Annotated in this window: 14 protein-coding genes; 10 read left to right on the forward strand and 4 right to left on the reverse strand. The window is 45.9% G+C overall.

What is annotated here, in order from left to right; all coding sequences use genetic code 11:
* Position 1: 1 nt before the first annotated feature.
* Both QUA07_RS05050 and QUA07_RS05055 read right to left on the reverse strand, forming a co-directional pair.
* On the reverse strand, positions 2 to 553 hold the full coding sequence (locus QUA07_RS05050) for an ImmA/IrrE family metallo-endopeptidase (RefSeq protein ID WP_015211632.1): 552 nt from the start codon (positions 551 to 553) through the stop codon (positions 2 to 4).
* Positions 553 to 915, reverse strand: coding sequence for a helix-turn-helix domain-containing protein (locus QUA07_RS05055; protein WP_333048851.1), 363 nt, complete (start codon positions 913 to 915; stop codon positions 553 to 555). The genes QUA07_RS05050 and QUA07_RS05055 overlap by 1 nt, the downstream gene beginning before the upstream one ends.
* A gap of 107 nt (positions 916 to 1022) precedes the next feature.
* On the opposite strand from QUA07_RS05055, the gene QUA07_RS05060 reads away from it, so the two are divergent.
* The 10 genes from QUA07_RS05060 to QUA07_RS05105 all read left to right on the forward strand — a co-directional run bounded on the left by QUA07_RS05060 (position 1023) and on the right by QUA07_RS05105 (position 12994).
* Positions 1023 to 1478 carry a multiubiquitin domain-containing protein gene (locus tag QUA07_RS05060; RefSeq protein WP_333323090.1) on the forward strand — a complete coding sequence of 152 codons (456 nt, stop codon included), beginning with the start codon at positions 1023 to 1025 and terminating at the stop codon, positions 1476 to 1478.
* Positions 1479 to 1481: 3 nt separating this feature from the next.
* The gene (locus tag QUA07_RS05065) at positions 1482 to 1862 is read left to right on the forward strand and encodes an E2/UBC family protein (protein ID WP_333323092.1); all 381 of its coding nucleotides are present in this window, start codon (positions 1482 to 1484) and stop codon (positions 1860 to 1862) included.
* Positions 1859 to 3277, forward strand: a complete 1419-nt coding sequence (locus QUA07_RS05070) for a ThiF family adenylyltransferase (protein WP_333323094.1) — start codon at positions 1859 to 1861, stop codon at positions 3275 to 3277. Before QUA07_RS05065 ends, QUA07_RS05070 begins: the two co-directional genes overlap by 4 nt.
* Before the next feature lie 3 nt (positions 3278 to 3280).
* A complete protein-coding gene (locus QUA07_RS05075; protein ID WP_333323096.1) occupies positions 3281 to 3655 on the forward strand; it encodes a DUF6527 family protein in 375 nt (124 codons plus the stop codon).
* Positions 3656 to 4444: 789 nt separating this feature from the next.
* Complete coding sequence (locus QUA07_RS05080) at positions 4445 to 5983, forward strand: class I SAM-dependent DNA methyltransferase (RefSeq protein WP_333323098.1); 1539 nt, start codon at positions 4445 to 4447, stop codon at positions 5981 to 5983.
* The gene (locus QUA07_RS05085) at positions 5983 to 7050 is read left to right on the forward strand and encodes a hypothetical protein (protein ID WP_333323100.1); all 1068 of its coding nucleotides are present in this window, start codon (positions 5983 to 5985) and stop codon (positions 7048 to 7050) included. Before QUA07_RS05080 ends, QUA07_RS05085 begins: the two co-directional genes overlap by 1 nt.
* Positions 7043 to 8359: a restriction endonuclease subunit S gene (locus QUA07_RS05090; RefSeq protein ID WP_333323102.1), complete on the forward strand. Its 1317-nt coding sequence runs from the start codon at positions 7043 to 7045 to the stop codon at positions 8357 to 8359. Before QUA07_RS05085 ends, QUA07_RS05090 begins: the two co-directional genes overlap by 8 nt.
* 46 nt (positions 8360 to 8405) lie before the next feature.
* Positions 8406 to 9098, forward strand: coding sequence for a histidine phosphatase family protein (locus QUA07_RS05095; RefSeq protein ID WP_333323104.1), 693 nt, complete (start codon positions 8406 to 8408; stop codon positions 9096 to 9098).
* An 18-nt stretch (positions 9099 to 9116) separates the two neighbouring features.
* Entirely contained in the window at positions 9117 to 12299 is a 3183-nt protein-coding gene (locus QUA07_RS05100) for an HsdR family type I site-specific deoxyribonuclease (protein ID WP_333323105.1), read from the forward strand.
* Positions 12296 to 12994: a SprT family zinc-dependent metalloprotease gene (locus QUA07_RS05105; protein ID WP_333323107.1), complete on the forward strand. Its 699-nt coding sequence runs from the start codon at positions 12296 to 12298 to the stop codon at positions 12992 to 12994. The genes QUA07_RS05100 and QUA07_RS05105 overlap by 4 nt, the downstream gene beginning before the upstream one ends.
* A 655-nt stretch (positions 12995 to 13649) precedes the next feature.
* Here the strand turns inward: QUA07_RS05105 and QUA07_RS05110 are convergent.
* Both QUA07_RS05110 and QUA07_RS05115 read right to left on the reverse strand, forming a co-directional pair.
* Complete coding sequence (locus QUA07_RS05110; RefSeq protein ID WP_333323109.1) at positions 13650 to 14084, reverse strand: aminoacyl-histidine dipeptidase; 435 nt, start codon at positions 14082 to 14084, stop codon at positions 13650 to 13652.
* Between the two features lie 296 nt (positions 14085 to 14380).
* On the reverse strand, positions 14381 to 15082 hold the full coding sequence (locus QUA07_RS05115; protein ID WP_333323111.1) for a hypothetical protein: 702 nt from the start codon (positions 15080 to 15082) through the stop codon (positions 14381 to 14383).
* Between the last annotated feature and the right edge of the window lie 208 nt (positions 15083 to 15290).

Below are 15290 nucleotides of genomic sequence, written 5' to 3' on the forward strand. Positions count from 1 at the left end.
ATTACTTGGTAAATATCTTGCGCGCTCCACTCATATTGAGGCGCATGGTGATGACTTGCTCGCTAACCAGATAAACCCTACTTGCTTCCACCACGCTCATCTTAGTTTTAGCGATGTGAAAGGCTGCTTCTTTTGAAATAAGCAGCGCTGGCCCTAACCAATTCGCTTCATCCTCCTGTTCCACGTCGAAGTGGCGGCAGCCGTGCTTATCGAGTACAGGACGCGCGATATGACCGAGAATGCTGTGACCGAGTTCGTGAGCGATATTTGAAGCCTGTCGGAGGAGATCGTGCGAATCGTTGTGGATGATACGCCGTCGGTCGCCGTCAATGATGGTGACAGCCGAAAAGCTTTCCCGAGCCTGTTCCATAAAATGGGCAACCGCTTCTTGTATTTCGGTGTAAGCCGATAGGGGATCTACGGGGATTTCTAAGTGTTGGGCCAATCTCCAGGGACAAAGGGGGTCATGAGGTCTGAGACTCAGTTCCTTTCTATATTTCCGAGCATAAGCATCCGCTTCAGATTTGAACCCGCGGCGTAACTGCTGTTTCATCAATCTATTCGATCCTTGCGTAGACGCTCGTAACCTGCTTTGAGAATAGCTTCGAGAGCTGCTGCTCCTTCTGGCGTGAGATTGCGATCGGCCCGCAAGTACGCAGTAATTTGAGTAAGCGGGTCTGATTCAGTCCGAACATCCCGAGCTCCTTTGACAAAGGACTCAGCCTGCAATCCCGACCATTTTAGCAGTGCTGCGAGACTATCCACATCAGGCCTCCTTCCTTGAGCCATGCGGGTCAAAGTGGACGCGCTTACCTCAGACTGTGCCGCTACCTGCTTCCACGTTAGGCGCTGCGACTGTCGCTGACTGTCTAACGCTGCGTAAAAGGACTCTACATCGAACTCTACCTTAGCCATCCTCCCTCTCCCATTGCTACCTTGCAATTTTAAGTCACTTGTGTAATCTTGGTAATTGCGAGCTAGCAATTGCTAGTCATTCTCGCAATTAGTAAAGGAGTGTTACTGTGATTGCGTCAAAAAATTATCGGATTCAGATTGATGAAACTTCTTATGAAGTGGACGATCCAGTTATTGCGGGCTTTCAGCTTCTGGACGCGGCAGGGAAGAGGCCATCTGATGAATACCTCATCTTTCAGCGGTTGCAGAACGGGCAGCTTGAGGAAATCAGGCCTGATGAAACGGTCGATCTGCGGAAACCGGGTATAGAGGCGTTTATCACCTGGCAAAGCGATCGCTCTTTCCGTTTTGTAATTGACGGCCGGAAATTTGAATGGGGGATACCGCTAATTACCGGACTGAAGCTCAAACAACTTGCGGGAGTTGACCCCAAATCTTATGGAGTTTGGCTGGAGGTACGGGACGGAGAAGACCGCCCGGTGGGAAATGAGGAGTCGGTGGATCTCCAAGCTCCCGGAGTCGAGCGCTTCTTCACCGGTAAGAAGACTACGACGGAGGGTTAATCCGTGAGTTTCTTACCGTCGCGAGAGCGGGAATATCTTGAAAGCAAAGGTATTGTTTTTCAGGAAGTTATAGACGGGAGCCAGAAAGGGGTCATTCTCCCTAGCTTTAGGTTGCCGTCTAACAAGTACGATGTCCACCAGGCAGAGGTATTGATCGTGCTTCCGCCAGGCTACCCAGATGTCCCGCCAGATATGTTTTACTTGCAACCCTGGGTGAAGCTTGCCACTCACAACCGTTACCCCACAGCAGCAAACCAGGCTTTTATGTTCAACGGAGTATCCTGGCAGCGGTGGTCGCGCCACAACAACGAGTGGCGTTCCGGTACTGACGGTATTTGGACGATGCTCAAGCGCGTGGAACACGCCCTGGAGGTGGCTGCATGAGCTTTACTGCCAGTATGGTGTTGCAGGAGGAGCACCTTAAATACCTCCAAAAAAGCCTGAGCCTCGAAGATGGACGAGAACGGGCTGCTTACGTGCTCTGCGGTGAGGTAGTCGTTGAATCCGATCCTTGGGATAGCCAGCAGCGGAGGAAATATCTTTCCTATGAAATCCTCGCGGTACCTGAAGATGAAATAGTTTCGAGTTCAGATCGGCATATTACCTGGAAAACTGATTCTTTTGTTCGAGCATTGAAGCTCGCTCACACGAGGGGGATGACAGTGGCTATCGTTCACAGCCATCCGAGAGGTATCGCTGCGTTTTCCGAACAGGATGATAGAAACGAGCCTGACCTTGTAGAGCTTGCCCAGCACAGAAACGGGCCCCAGACAAAACTCCTGAGCCTAATTCTCACAGACTCAGGAGAGCTTGTCGGTCGCCTGTGGACGAGCCAGCAGGAGTCGATTCCCCTACAACTGATTTGTGTTGTAGGAAAAGCAATTCAGCTCCACTACAAAGGACGGAGGCAGGGCATACCTTCGTCAGTCTTTCACCGACAATCGCTCGCATTTGGGGAAGCACTTACTCAGGATTTATCAACGCTCAGGGTTGGAGTTGTAGGCTGCGGCGGTACGGGCAGCGCAGTCGCCATGCTGCTTCCCAAAATGGGAGTACGGCTGATTGCGCTCTTCGATCCAGATGTAGTTGAAGAGAGTAACTTAAACCGACTTCACGGCGCGACTCGGGAAGACGCTGAAGCAAAGCACGCGAAGGTTCTTGCTGTAGCGCGATCGCTCTCGGAGCTAGGGCTTGGAGTGCAAGTAAAGTCCTATCAATCGTGGATAGGCGATCGGGATTGCCGAGATGCCCTGAAATCCTGCGATATAGTCTTCGGTTGCACGGATGACCATGCCGGACGGTTGTTGCTTAACCGCTTTGCCTACTATTACCTGACTCCTGTTTTCGATGGAGGGCTTGCCATTGAGGTATCTCCAACTGAACCGCCAGAAATCAAAGCGCTAGATGGTCGAGTAACGGCACTGATACCCAACCACACCTGCCTGTTGTGCCGAGAAGTTATCAATTCTGTGGCAGCGCGGGATGAGGCTTTGAAGCGGAACCATCCAGTCGAATACGAACGGCGGAAAGCAGAGGCTTACGTTCTAGGTGAAGGAAACCCAAGTCCCGCAGTGGTACTCTTCACCACAGGTGTTGCGATTATGGCGATTGAAGAGTTGGTACACCGCCTTCAAGGATTTCGAGGCGAGAACGGTGCGATAGCCCAAAGAGTAAGAAAATTTCACCTAATGACCGATCGAAAGCAAGCTGCTGATTCCAAGTCACATTGCCCTATTTGCGGTACTGCTGATTGTTGGGGCAAAGGCGATATTGTTCCATTTCTCGATTTGGTGGAGTGAGCTATGTTTCTTCGCAATATAATTCGATGGATTCTAATCAAGCTGAAAGTAATTGAAAGACCCGACTTGTCAGCACGGATAGTTAAACTTCATCCAGCACCTGAAGAAATTATACCGAAACAGGTATTGGTCGTTGGTGATGCCCGCTATCGAAAGTGGGCTTGTTTTCAATGTCCCGGTGAATGCGGAGAGGCGATTTTGTTGTCGTTAAACCAGACTCAGCATCCTTCATGGAAAGTTACTATAGACTGGTTAGGACGACCGACGATTCATCCCTCGGTTAGGCAGCTTAATGAGTGTAGATGCCATTTCTGGGTTCGTCATGGCTGTGTTGAATGGTGTTCCGATACAGCAGCCATAGCCCAAAGGAAATTCTAGTTGTTCGGAACAGCAATCAGGATTGTTTTCAAACTGCATTGCTGTTCCGAGCGAAATTCCACCAAGTATACCGCCTCAGTAATTTGGGTACGGAAATTGAATTCATTGTAGCTATACCCTTCCTAATCCGTTCTATTGTCTTACTAATTCAGGTACTAACCCTACCAATATTACGAAAGAAGTCAGGTTCTTCTAAGAAGTAGTATCCGCCAGGCTGCAAAAAGCTGCACGCTTAGTCCAGAGGGGGCAGCTTTTTTTTGAACCCACATTCCGCAACTCAGCAGGCACAGAAAGCTAGACATTCTCATGATATAGGACGACAACCGGGGCCGCGACCAACAAGACGTTACCGAAATGCTTGACTCTATGTTTTGATGTTTTTACTGGCTTGGATCAGTAATTTGTTGATTAGAGCTTGTTTTTGCCTGCCATCAAGTCGAGGAGTTGGCGCCGTTTGACCTTTGTCTGTCTGTGGGGTTGAGTTTTGAGGTGGCGCTTCGGACGCGGCAACGGCTGAGGGAGAATGAACCGGAATTTACAAATGCGGTTCCGCTAGGGTGGTTTATGTTGGGCTGGGATTCAAAAAAGCGATCGCTTAAACTGGTAGAGTTTGATTAGGAGAGTGCGAGATGCCTCCGGCACGCTTCGCGAACGCATCCTTAAAATCTGGTGAGCCGGTAATTCCTGTCTGGTTAGATCGGATTCATCAAGGGCTAGCTAGTAAGCTGGTGAGTTAGGGGCGATCGCATTTATCAGGAATATTTTTTTCTTAATATTAAGTATTTTTTCATGAGTAAGCTAACTCTGCCACAACTGGAACGACATCTGTTTGCCGCCGCCGATATCCTGCGGGGCAATATGGATGCTTCGGAGTTCAAAGAGTATATTTTTGGGATGCTATTCCTCAAACGCGCTTCGGATGTGTTTGAGCAACGTTACGACCAAATTCTACAGGAGAATCTGGCACGGGGACGCACGCCAGAAGATGCGAAACTGAGGGCGGAAAATCCCATGAGTTACCAAGAGGCTTTTTTTGTACCGGAAAAAGCGCGATGGGCTTATATTCGCGATGAAGTACATGAAAAAGTAGCAGATGGATTGAATAAAGCTTTAGGAGCTCTGGAAGATAATAACCAAGCTTTAGCAGGAGTATTAGGTCACATTAATTTTAATCGTCAGGTGGGAAAGAATCGGCTTTCTGATTCTAAATTGCGCGAATTAATTCAACATTTTAGTAAGTATCGGTTGCGAAATGAAGATTTGGTTTTCCCCGATTTATTGGGTGCTGCTTATGAGTATTTGATCAAAGATTTTGCTGATTCTGCGGGGAAGAAAGGGGGCGAGTTTTATACGCCGCGTGAAGTGGTGCAGTTGATGGTGCGGCTGATGAAACCACAACCAGGGATGTCTGTTTATGACCCTTGTTGTGGTTCGGGGGGTATATTAATTCTGGCACAGCAATATGTTGAAGAGTGCGGCGGCGATGCCAGAAATTTAGCGCTTTACGGGCAGGATAATAACGGCGGCGTGTGGGCAATTTGTAAGATTAATATGCTGCTGCACGGAATTCGGGATGCGGATATTCACAATGATGATACCCTATTTAATCCCTTACATATTGAAGGCGGGGAACTGATGCGGTTTGACCGAGTAATTAGCAATCCGCCTTTTTCCCAAAACTATAGCCGTGAAGGCATGGCATTTCAGGGAAGGTTTACGCATGGGTTTTGTCCAGCAGACGGGAAAAAAGCAGATTTAATGTTTGCTCAGCACATGATGGCGGTGCTAAAAGATAATGGGATGATGGCGACGGTAATGCCTCATGGGGTGCTGTTTCGGGGGGGTGAAGAGAAGAAGATTCGCGAGAGTTTGATTGAGAAAGATCGTTTAGAAGCGGTGATTGGTTTGCCGCCAAATTTATTTTATGGAACGGGGATTCCTGCTTGTATTTTAGTGATGCGCGGGAGTAAAGATGCGAAACCTGCGGCACGTAAAAATCAGGTGTTATTTATTAATGCCGATGCGGAATTTTATGCAGGTCGCGCTCAGAATTATTTGCGCCCCGAACATATTGAAAAGATTACCTGGGTGTTTGAAAATTTTAAGGCTTTACCGGGTTATTCGGCAGTGGTGACAAAGCAGGAATTAGCAGACAATGATTATAACTGCAATATTCGCCGCTATGCGGACAATGCGCCACCGCCAGAACCGCAGGATGTGAAAGCACATTTATTGGGAGGAATTCCTAAAGTTGAGGTAGAGGCAAAGCGTCTATTGTTAGAGGCGCATGGATTCGATCCAACTAGAATTTTAGTGGAGCATTGTTAATGGATTATTTAGATTTTATTGCCTCAATTACGGAAAGAGGGGAGATTAAAAAATTTATTGAATCTGATGCTGGCGTTCAACAACAAGAAGGTAAACTTCATAGTGTGTTTGCTGCTTGGTGGCAACTTCATGCACCAGATTTGGGGGAGTTGCCGAAAACGAAGAAAGTGATGGAACTGCGAGGGGAGTTTTTGCATTCGTTTGTTGATAGCCTGGAACCTGTGGGTTTACTTGACCGCTTCAAGGTTGCGGGTGTGGTGGCGAGTTGGTGGGATGAAGTGAAGTATGAACTCAGAACGCTCTCGGAATCGGATTTTGGCGGGTTGGTTGATAGTTGGGTGGATACGATTCGGGATGCTTTAGAACAGGATGATGATACGCAGAAAAATCAGACGAAGTTCGACCCGCTCAATCATAAGCTGGTGGTGCGGTTGATGCCGGACTATCTGGAGGAAATTGCGGACGCTGAGGCGAAAATTGCCCAGTTAGAGCAGCTTAAGGTTGCGTTTGAAGGGGGAGAAGAGGCCCAAGAGGGAGAAGCAACTGAGGAGGAGTCGGAGGCGGTTAATTTTGCTAAGGAGTTGGAGACAAGGCTCAAGACTCTGAAAGGTTCGATTAAGGAGCCGAAGAAGGAAATTAAGGATTTAAAGAAGAATTCGCCGCTGTTGAATGCGGCTAAAATCGCAGAACTTGAGGCGACGGTTGAGCCAATGGAAGCGGAAATTGCCGAGATTGAGAAACAACTGGAACCCTATAAGGACATTAAAAAGCAATTGAATGAAGCGAAGGGGATACTGAGGATGCTGAAGAAAGAAGTGGAGAAGCGTTTGTCAGCTAAACGTGCGGCGTTGACGGATGAGGATTGTCAGGGGTTGGTGTTGGCGATTTTCAAGGATGGCTTAATTGCTGAGTTGGAGCGATATGTCACGGCTCACCGTCAGCAGGTTATTGTGGCGGTAGAGAATTGGTGGGATAAGTATCGGGTGACGTTGCAGGATATTGAAACGGAACGGGATGCGGCGGCGAAGCAGTTGAATGAGTTTTTGAGTGGGTTGGGTTATGCGTGAGACTTTGGTTAAGACTGAGGAGTTTAAGGATTCGCCTTTAGGAAAGATTCCGGCTGATTGGGAAGTTTTAACTTTTGAGGACGTTTCAACAGTAAGGCAAGGTCTTCAAATTGCTATTTCCAGAAGATTTAAAGACTACAAGCCTGGTAGATATATCTACATCACAGTTGAATACCTTAATAATATTGGCAATTCCCACCTATTAGAGTTTATCGAATCGCCTGGTAATCGCGTTATTTGTCACCAAGATGATGTTCTAGTTACCAGAACAGGAGCAACCGGAAAAATTATTACTGATGTTGAGGGAGTTTTCCATAACAACTTTTTTCTGGTTGACTATGATAGGAGCAAAGTTAACAGAGATTACCTTGTTTGCTATCTAAACCTTGAGCAAATCCAGAAAGAGATTAAGTTGAGAGCAGGAACCACAACTATTCCTGATTTAAAACATCGCGATTTTTATTCACTAACATTTCTTAGACCGCCCTTAGCAGAGCAAGAAAAAATTGCTTTAATTCTTAAAAGCTGTGATGAGACGATCGCACATACCTCCTCTCTCATCGCCAAGCTCAAGCAGATGAAGGCTGGACTGCTGCACGACTTGCTAACACGGGGGTTAGATGAGAATGGGGAATTGAGGGATGCGATCGGGCACCCCGAACAGTTCAAAGACTCACTACTGGGACGAATTCCAAAGGATTGGGAAGTGGTGAAATTAGTGGATCATATCTCGCTGCCAAATGGTCAGCTAGATCCAAAACAACAACCTTATTGTAATTGGGTTCTAATTGCTCCCGATCATATTGAATCGGAAACTGGGCGAATTCTTAATCTTCAGACAGCAGCAGAACAAAATGCTATCAGCGGGAAATATGGTTTCCAATCAGGGGATGTATTGTACAGCAAAATTCGTCCTTATCTTCGTAAAGCTGTACTTGCAAATCGAGAAGGACTTTGTAGTGCAGATATGTACCCGCTTCGACCTCAACCAACTATTGTGTCACGCTTTCTTTTAGAGTTAATTTTAGGTGAGGATTTTTCTCGATTTGCTACAGCAGTCTCTATGCGTAGTGGATTTCCGAAGATTAATCGAGAGGAGTTAAGTGAGTATCAATTAGCCTTGCCTACTTATAAAGAGCAGCAACGCATTGCTGAAATACTTGACACTTACGACACCCGCATCCGCAGCGAAGAAGCCTACCGCGACAAGCTCAAACTCCAAAAACAAGGACTGATGCACGACTTATTAACCGGAAAAGTGCGGGTCAAAGATGCCGATAAATTCACCTCTGTAGGTGATACAGTTTAGCCAGTCCTGGGATTTTCACCCATTAAATAAGAGGAAATATCAAACCGTGTCTATCTGGCTTATTCGTCATGGTCAAAGTCAATCTAATGCAGGGTTGGCAACTATGGGGCCGCATGAAAACGCCGTGAGTGAATTGGGCGATCGACAATCAAGATGTATTCCAACCGCCGTCCAACAAACTCCCGACAAGATTGTGATTTCGCCTTATCTGAGAACACAACTCACTGCTCAACCATTGATTGAAAAATTTCCACATACACCCGTTGAGGTTTGGCAAGTTCAGGAATTTACCTATCTGGGCCTACAGCTCGACCAACCAACCACAACCGAGGCTCGCAAACCTTTGAGCAAAGCTTACTGGGATCGCTGCGACCCTGAATATGTCGATGGAACCAACGCCGAATCCTTGGTTCAACTGATGGAACGAGTCCGAACTACCCTGAACCAGTTACAACAACAATCCGGTTTTGTAGTTGTCTTTTCACATGGATTTTTTATCAAAGCAATGCTGTGGCAGATTTTGGCTAACCCAACGGTAATTGATGCCGTTGCGATGACTCGGCTTTTGGGATTTTCGCGAGGCTTTCGAGTACCGAATGCGTCAATTTTGCAGATGGAATTTGATTCAGGTGGGATACCTCACTGGAGTTCCTTTATTACCAATCATCTGCCACCAGAGCTAGAATCATTAGCACCCGATGCAACTGTGGCGAGCGATGCAGCCGATCGACCCTCGTAACCTACCTTTACTGGAACAATGCCCCAACTAACGCCAGAGTATATTTATGTTGAAAAGCCAACCATCGACCAACTTATCAGCATGGGTTGGCAGCATATCGAAGGCAGTTGGGATAATCCCCAAGTTACCGATCGCGAGAACTTCAAGCAAGTATTAATTGGCGATCGTCTAAAAGCCGCCATCAAACGCATCAACCTCGATGACAGCGGCAATCCTTGGCTCGATGATACCCAAGTGAATGCCGCCGCGAGTCAATTAGAGCGTCTGGGCGCACAAAGACTAATGGAAGCCAATCAAGCCGCTACAAATTTACTCCTCAAAGGCACCACAGTTCAGGGACAAGACGGCAAAGATCGCACCGTCCACTTCATCGACTTCGAGCATCCCTACCGCAACGAATTCCTAGCCATCAATCAATACCGAGTAGACCCCCCTTGGGCAACAGGCAAAGGGGGGTTTATCGTCCCCGACATCGTGCTACTCGTCAACGGCATCCCCCTCGTCGTCATCGAGTGCAAAAGCCCCGAACTGGATAAGCCCATCACCGAAGCAATCCGCGATTTGTTGCAATATTCCAACCAACGGGGAAGCAGCCAACCCGAAGGCGCAGAAAAGCTATTCCACTACAACCAGTTAATGATAGCCGCGTCTCAACATCGGGCAGCAGCAGGAACCATCGGCGCGAACTACGAGCATTATGTCGAGTGGAAAGACACCACTCCCTGCCCCCAAACCGAAATAGCCGCAGAACTCGGCGTTACCGAACTCAACTCGCGCCAAATGCTTATCGCCGGGATGCTACAACCCGCCAACCTCCTCGACATCCTGCGAAACTTTACTCTCTTCAAAACCAGCGACAGACGCACGATTAAACTCGCCCCCCGTTACCAACAATATCGGGCAGTCCACGAAGCCATCAGGCGACTCCTCGACAACCCAAGCCACACGCAACACGGCACCGATGACCAACGTGGTGGAATCATCTGGCACACCCAGGGCTCCGGCAAAAGCCTGACAATGGTGTACCTGATCAGAAAAATTCGCACCATCCCCGCCTTGCGTCGCTTCAAGATAGTCGTCGTTACCGATCGCACCGACTTAGAAAAACAACTGTCCGAGACAGCCGTCCTTACAGGCGAACCCTTACAAAAAGCGAAAAACGTCAAAAAGCTAGAAAAGTACCTCAAACAACCCGGTGCTGGCTTAGTCTTCGGGATGATTCAAAAATTTAAAGGTGGTGAAGACTCAGAAGAAGAAGAAAAAATTGAGCCTATGCCAAAAAATCTCAATCCTTCTGAAGATATATTAGTGCTAATTGATGAAGCGCATCGATCACACGCCAGCACCCTCCACACAAACCTCTTGACAGCATTACCCAACTGTGCGCGAATTGGTTTTACCGGTACTCCGATCGTCCAATCTGCCAAGAAAACGACCAAGCAAATTTTTGGTGATTTTATCGACCAGTACAATATCCGCCAATCTCAAGAGGATAAAGTTACTTTACCCATTCTTTATGAAGGGTTAGAAGCCAGAGGTGCCGTCACCCAAGGCGATGACCTAGATAAACTATTTGAAATCGTATTTCAGGATAAAACCCCAGAAGAACGGGCGCAAATTAAAGCTAAATACGCGACTAAAACCCAAGTCTGCGAAGCGCGAGAACTGATTAAAGCCAAAGCTAAAGATATGCTGCGCCATTATTGCGATCGTATCCTTCCCGGAGGTTTTAAAGCGCAAGTTGTCGCCTCAACTCGCCGCGCCGCCGTCCGTTATCAAGAAGCATTTTTAGAAGCCCAAATAGAACTGGTGCAACAACTCGAAACTCGCGCCCCCATCCTGCGAAGTTTCGACACTGAAACCCTAGAAAACCTGGATTCAGAAACTCGCTTTCTCGCCCAAGCATTACCACATTTAGAAACAATCCGTCGCCTAGAATTCGCCGCCGTCATTTCTGCTGATAAAGATGACGCTCCCAACTGGAAAAAGTGGACTGATAAGAGTCAACAAGAAATCCATATTGCCAAGTTTAAAGATCCTTTAGCCAAAAACAGTTTAGCAATTTTAATAGTTAAAAGTATGCTATTGACTGGATTTGATGCGCCGTTAGAACAAGTTTTATATTTAGACCGAGGAATGAAAGAATATGAACTATTACAGGCTATTGCCCGCGTCAACCGCGTTCATGATGATACTAAAGAATATGGCTTAGTTGTAGATTATTACGGCGTGAATCTAGCAGAAGCTTTAGCAATTTACGAAAAAGTAGATACAGAAGCCGCTTGGTTTGATATTCGGGAAGAGTTGCCAAAATTGCGAGATAAACACCAGCTAGTCATTAATTTATTCAGCCAAAATGGTTGCACAATAGACGATTTAGATGATTGTGTAGACTTGCTTAGAGACGAGCGCCTCAGAGTCGAATTCAACAATTATCTTAAAGACTTTCTCGACACCTTAGACACAATTTTACCCCGTCCCGAAGCCCGTTATCCTTATAACTTTGTCCAAGATGCCAAAAAATTGGGTCTAATTAAAAAATCCGTTGCCGACCTTTACCGGGATGAAAGATTCAATGTATTCAATTTCAACACCAAAGAAAAAGTCCGGGCATTAATTGACCAATATATTGAATCCCAAGGAATCGATCCAAAAGTTCCGCCTATTGATATAATGTCTCTGGACTTTAAAACTCACGTCCAGCGGCATCGGTCAATTAAAGCCCAAGCAGCCGAAATGGAATTCGCCGCCCGCCACCACATTACTATCCGCTATGATGAAGACCCAGTTTATTACAAAAACTTGAGTGACAAACTGCAAGAAATCCTCGAATCTCTCGCAGAAAATTGGCAAGAAAAATTACAAGCTTTACGGAAATATATCGAAGAAATCCAAATAGGTCGCCAGACCGATGAAACCGGGTTAGACCCGAAAACTCAACTGCCATTTCTGAATATTTTAGGCGAACATTCTGACAAAAATCTCACCGAACTTGCAGCACTAACCGTCGAAATTCTCAACCACATTATGCAACAACTTCGACGGGTAAATTGGGACAGCCCTGTCGTTCAAGAAGATTTAAGAAAGTGGATAGCCGGGTATTTAGATGATAAGGATGCAATCAATTACGAACAATTAGAATCAGTGGCAGATAAACTGGTACAACTTGCCCGTAAAAATCGCGATCGCCTAATTTTATGACAACACTAACCTTTGGCGACCTTTCCTTTAAATTACGCCCCAGTGCCAAACGTCGCACGATCGGCATCACTGTCGAACGAGACGGTCAATTAATTTTGGCAACACCCCCAGAAGTGCCAATGGAAACATTAGAAAAAGTCGTCAACGATAAGCGCTTGTGGATTCACAGTAAACTAATCGAGAAAGAATCTCTCAATCCTCCTACCCCTGCTAAAGAATACGTTTCCGGGGAAAGCTTTTACTATCTGGGCCGCAGCTACAGCCTCAAACTGGTGGATGGCGTGCAGGGAAAGCCACCTTTGAGATTGTATCAAAGTCGTTTTGAATTGCAGCAAGAAGCGCAGGCTCAAGGGAGAGAAGTATTTATTCGATGGTATTGCGATCGCCTTCCGTCGATTTTAGATACACAAATTGCTGCTTTGGGCGATCGCCTCGAAGCTTCTCCCCGTTCCGTGCAAGTGCGAGATTTAGGCTATCGCTGGGGTTCCTGCGGGTACAAGGGAGATTTATATTTTCACTGGCGAGTGGCGATGTTACCGCGATCGATGATTGAGTATCTGGCGATTCACGAAATGGTGCATTTGGTTGAACCGCACCATAATCATGCGTTTTGGGATAGAGTCGAGCGGATTTTGCCAGATTTCGAGGAACGTAAGCGCTGGTTAGCTGAGAATGGAGTGAATTATGACCTTTAGCGAATCACAGGCGACGGCATCTATCTATAAATTAGTGCCGGGAAGGCTTGTAACCCCAATTTTTGTGTAATTAATTGTGTCTTACTACTTATTACAAGTTAACTAAATATTCTATCGACTCACTTGCTCATGCTTGTGCTCTGTTGAAGTCCAAACTGCCCGTTAAACTTCTCCCCTTGGCTGCCCAGAGTGTGCGATCGCTAACTCCAACTTCCAACAGTTCTCATCGCAGTCTAGCAAAAACCCTTAATTTGCAAAGAGTGCTCAATTTTACCCCCCTCTTACGTCTATTTGACATGGCTTGCTATGCGACTACCGTACTTATTACGAGGATTGAGGAGGATTTAGAAGGGTCTAAAATACAAAAAATCGCGTCAAAAGCAACAATTCTTTACGAAAAATGATAAGTATTTATACTGATTGTGACCGAAAAAGTAGGAATTACGAGGTGTAATGAGTAATAACTATGCTGGTTTCTCCTCTTTTTTCCTCCTTTTTTAGCCGCCTAAAATTCACATCCAGGTCGAATATAGTTCTAAGAAAATAAAATAGCTCTCAATCAAAGGGTGGGCGGGTGGCAATAAGCTTCCCCACTCCTAGAATGAGGAGTAGGGAAGCTGCCCTTAACGGGCAATTTTTGAGTTGCTCAAGCGACTCAATCCAAATCATCGATGTCGTCGTCAGCAACATCCACTTCTTCATGCACGCTTTGCGAGCTTGAAGCGACTCCGCTGCTCTGACGGGCGAGCCGTTTATTGCGAATGCCCCGATGCTTGGCGCGGCGATCGCGGATTGCATCCATGTCGGTCAATCCGTATAGGATGCGACCAGCACGCATCAATTCCTTTAAAGGTGTTTCGCTGTAGTCAGCGCGAAATTGGGCATTATGTGTCTCCCAATCAAATTCGCCACCGTTAAAGCGAGCAACACTTGCCAGTTCCCGACCTGATTCTTCTCTCAAAACTTCTAGTACCATTAGGCGAAGTTTATCGTTGTAACTAATGCACTTGTCGAGGGCTTTTATCTGAGTCTTATGAGCTTTAGCGGTATGGGTTGCATTAGTCTTTTGAACTTTTTCAGTGACTCTCATTTCTCAATTTTCCTGAATTCAAGTTTGTTCATATACACAGCAGCAATCGCTGCCTCTTTAAGTTTAATTATTGGGCTTAACTTCAAATAAAATATTAATAACTGTATTTAAAACTAATTAAGTTGAAAGTAATTAATACTTTAAATATTTCCCTGAAAGCTGAAATTTGATTAAAATACTCATAATATGAATAAAATAAAAAACTCTACTCTACCGTTTTTAGGTAGAGCAGAGTTTTACATATTCAACAAGAGCGACGGTGAAGGAAGCTGTAAAATTTGAGCGAGGGTGAAAGATTATTCTAAATCTTCGTCTTCGTCCTCATCTTCATCAGCATCATCTTCCTCATCTTCTTCCTCGGTATCGAAATCATCTTCGCTGTCTTCGTCCAAGTCTTCTTCGGATTCATCTGTTTCCTCATCTTCATCAGCATCAAGTTCATCTTCTAAGTCATCATCATCTTCATCATCGGATTCATCCTGCTTGTTATAGCTATTGCGTTTAGCAAGCGATTCTTGATTGAATTTGACGAGACCTTTAATTGCTTCTTGCGGGTCAATCTCGAAAACGTCGTACAGTTTGGCCATTACAAGAGCAATGACTTCGATGTCGTGGCGCAGTGCATCAGGTTGACCGAATAAAGCTGGAAACACTTCATTATTCCAACGCTGCCAGTTCATCGTTTTGCCGCGTTTTTTCAACTGTGCAGCAATATCCAAACCTAGTTTTTCCTTGGTAGCGTGACCTACCTTAGTTTGGAGGCGTTTTTCGCGAAGTTGAATTTTGACTCCAAATTTTTTCAGGATGGTAGTTCGCACGCGGTCTAGAAGTGCGTCTGCTTGCTCTTCTACAGTGAGTGTCGAACGGCGACTGACCTGCGATTGGGTAGCTGTCGCTGGGCTCTTTGACTTAGCAGCACCATTGCTTTTGCCATTCAAAGTCACCGCTCCATTGGATGGGCGAGGAGAGTTATGGTTTTTAGCTGTTGTTGTAGCCATAAAGTTTGATTTAATTAAACTACTTCACGGCTAACAGCGCCGTTAGGCGCTCTCAAATTTCATCAAATTTATAATTAGTTTTTTATTATTATTAATAATAATTAATAGTTTTTCCTGTGAAATAAATTTCTGTAATATTTCGGTGTATCTTTTTTTGAGTAGCAGAAATACATAATTATGTATATTGAGGAAATTAGGTAAATAATTC

The sequence above is a fragment of the Microcoleus sp. T3_A4 genome (assembly GCF_036700465.1).
Taxonomy (GTDB): domain Bacteria; phylum Cyanobacteriota; class Cyanobacteriia; order Cyanobacteriales; family Microcoleaceae; genus Microcoleus.

What these genes read in the sequence shown, in the direction of transcription:
- QUA07_RS05055 (WP_333048851.1), bottom strand. Translation starts at nt 915, where the DNA reads ATGGCTAAGGTAGAGTTCGATGTAGAGTCCTTTTACGCAGCGTTAGAC.
- QUA07_RS05090 (WP_333323102.1), top strand. Translation starts at nt 7,043, where the DNA reads ATGCGTGAGACTTTGGTTAAGACTGAGGAGTTTAAGGATTCGCCTTTA.
- QUA07_RS05080 (WP_333323098.1), top strand. Translation starts at nt 4,445, where the DNA reads ATGAGTAAGCTAACTCTGCCACAACTGGAACGACATCTGTTTGCCGCC.
- QUA07_RS05110 (WP_333323109.1), bottom strand. Translation starts at nt 14,084, where the DNA reads ATGAGAGTCACTGAAAAAGTTCAAAAGACTAATGCAACCCATACCGCT.
- QUA07_RS05115 (WP_333323111.1), bottom strand. Translation starts at nt 15,082, where the DNA reads ATGGCTACAACAACAGCTAAAAACCATAACTCTCCTCGCCCATCCAAT.
- QUA07_RS05070 (WP_333323094.1), top strand. Translation starts at nt 1,859, where the DNA reads ATGAGCTTTACTGCCAGTATGGTGTTGCAGGAGGAGCACCTTAAATAC.
- QUA07_RS05075 (WP_333323096.1), top strand. Translation starts at nt 3,281, where the DNA reads ATGTTTCTTCGCAATATAATTCGATGGATTCTAATCAAGCTGAAAGTA.
- QUA07_RS05050 (WP_015211632.1), bottom strand. Translation starts at nt 553, where the DNA reads ATGAAACAGCAGTTACGCCGCGGGTTCAAATCTGAAGCGGATGCTTAT.
- QUA07_RS05105 (WP_333323107.1), top strand. Translation starts at nt 12,296, where the DNA reads ATGACAACACTAACCTTTGGCGACCTTTCCTTTAAATTACGCCCCAGT.
- QUA07_RS05085 (WP_333323100.1), top strand. Translation starts at nt 5,983, where the DNA reads ATGGATTATTTAGATTTTATTGCCTCAATTACGGAAAGAGGGGAGATT.
- QUA07_RS05100 (WP_333323105.1), top strand. Translation starts at nt 9,117, where the DNA reads ATGCCCCAACTAACGCCAGAGTATATTTATGTTGAAAAGCCAACCATC.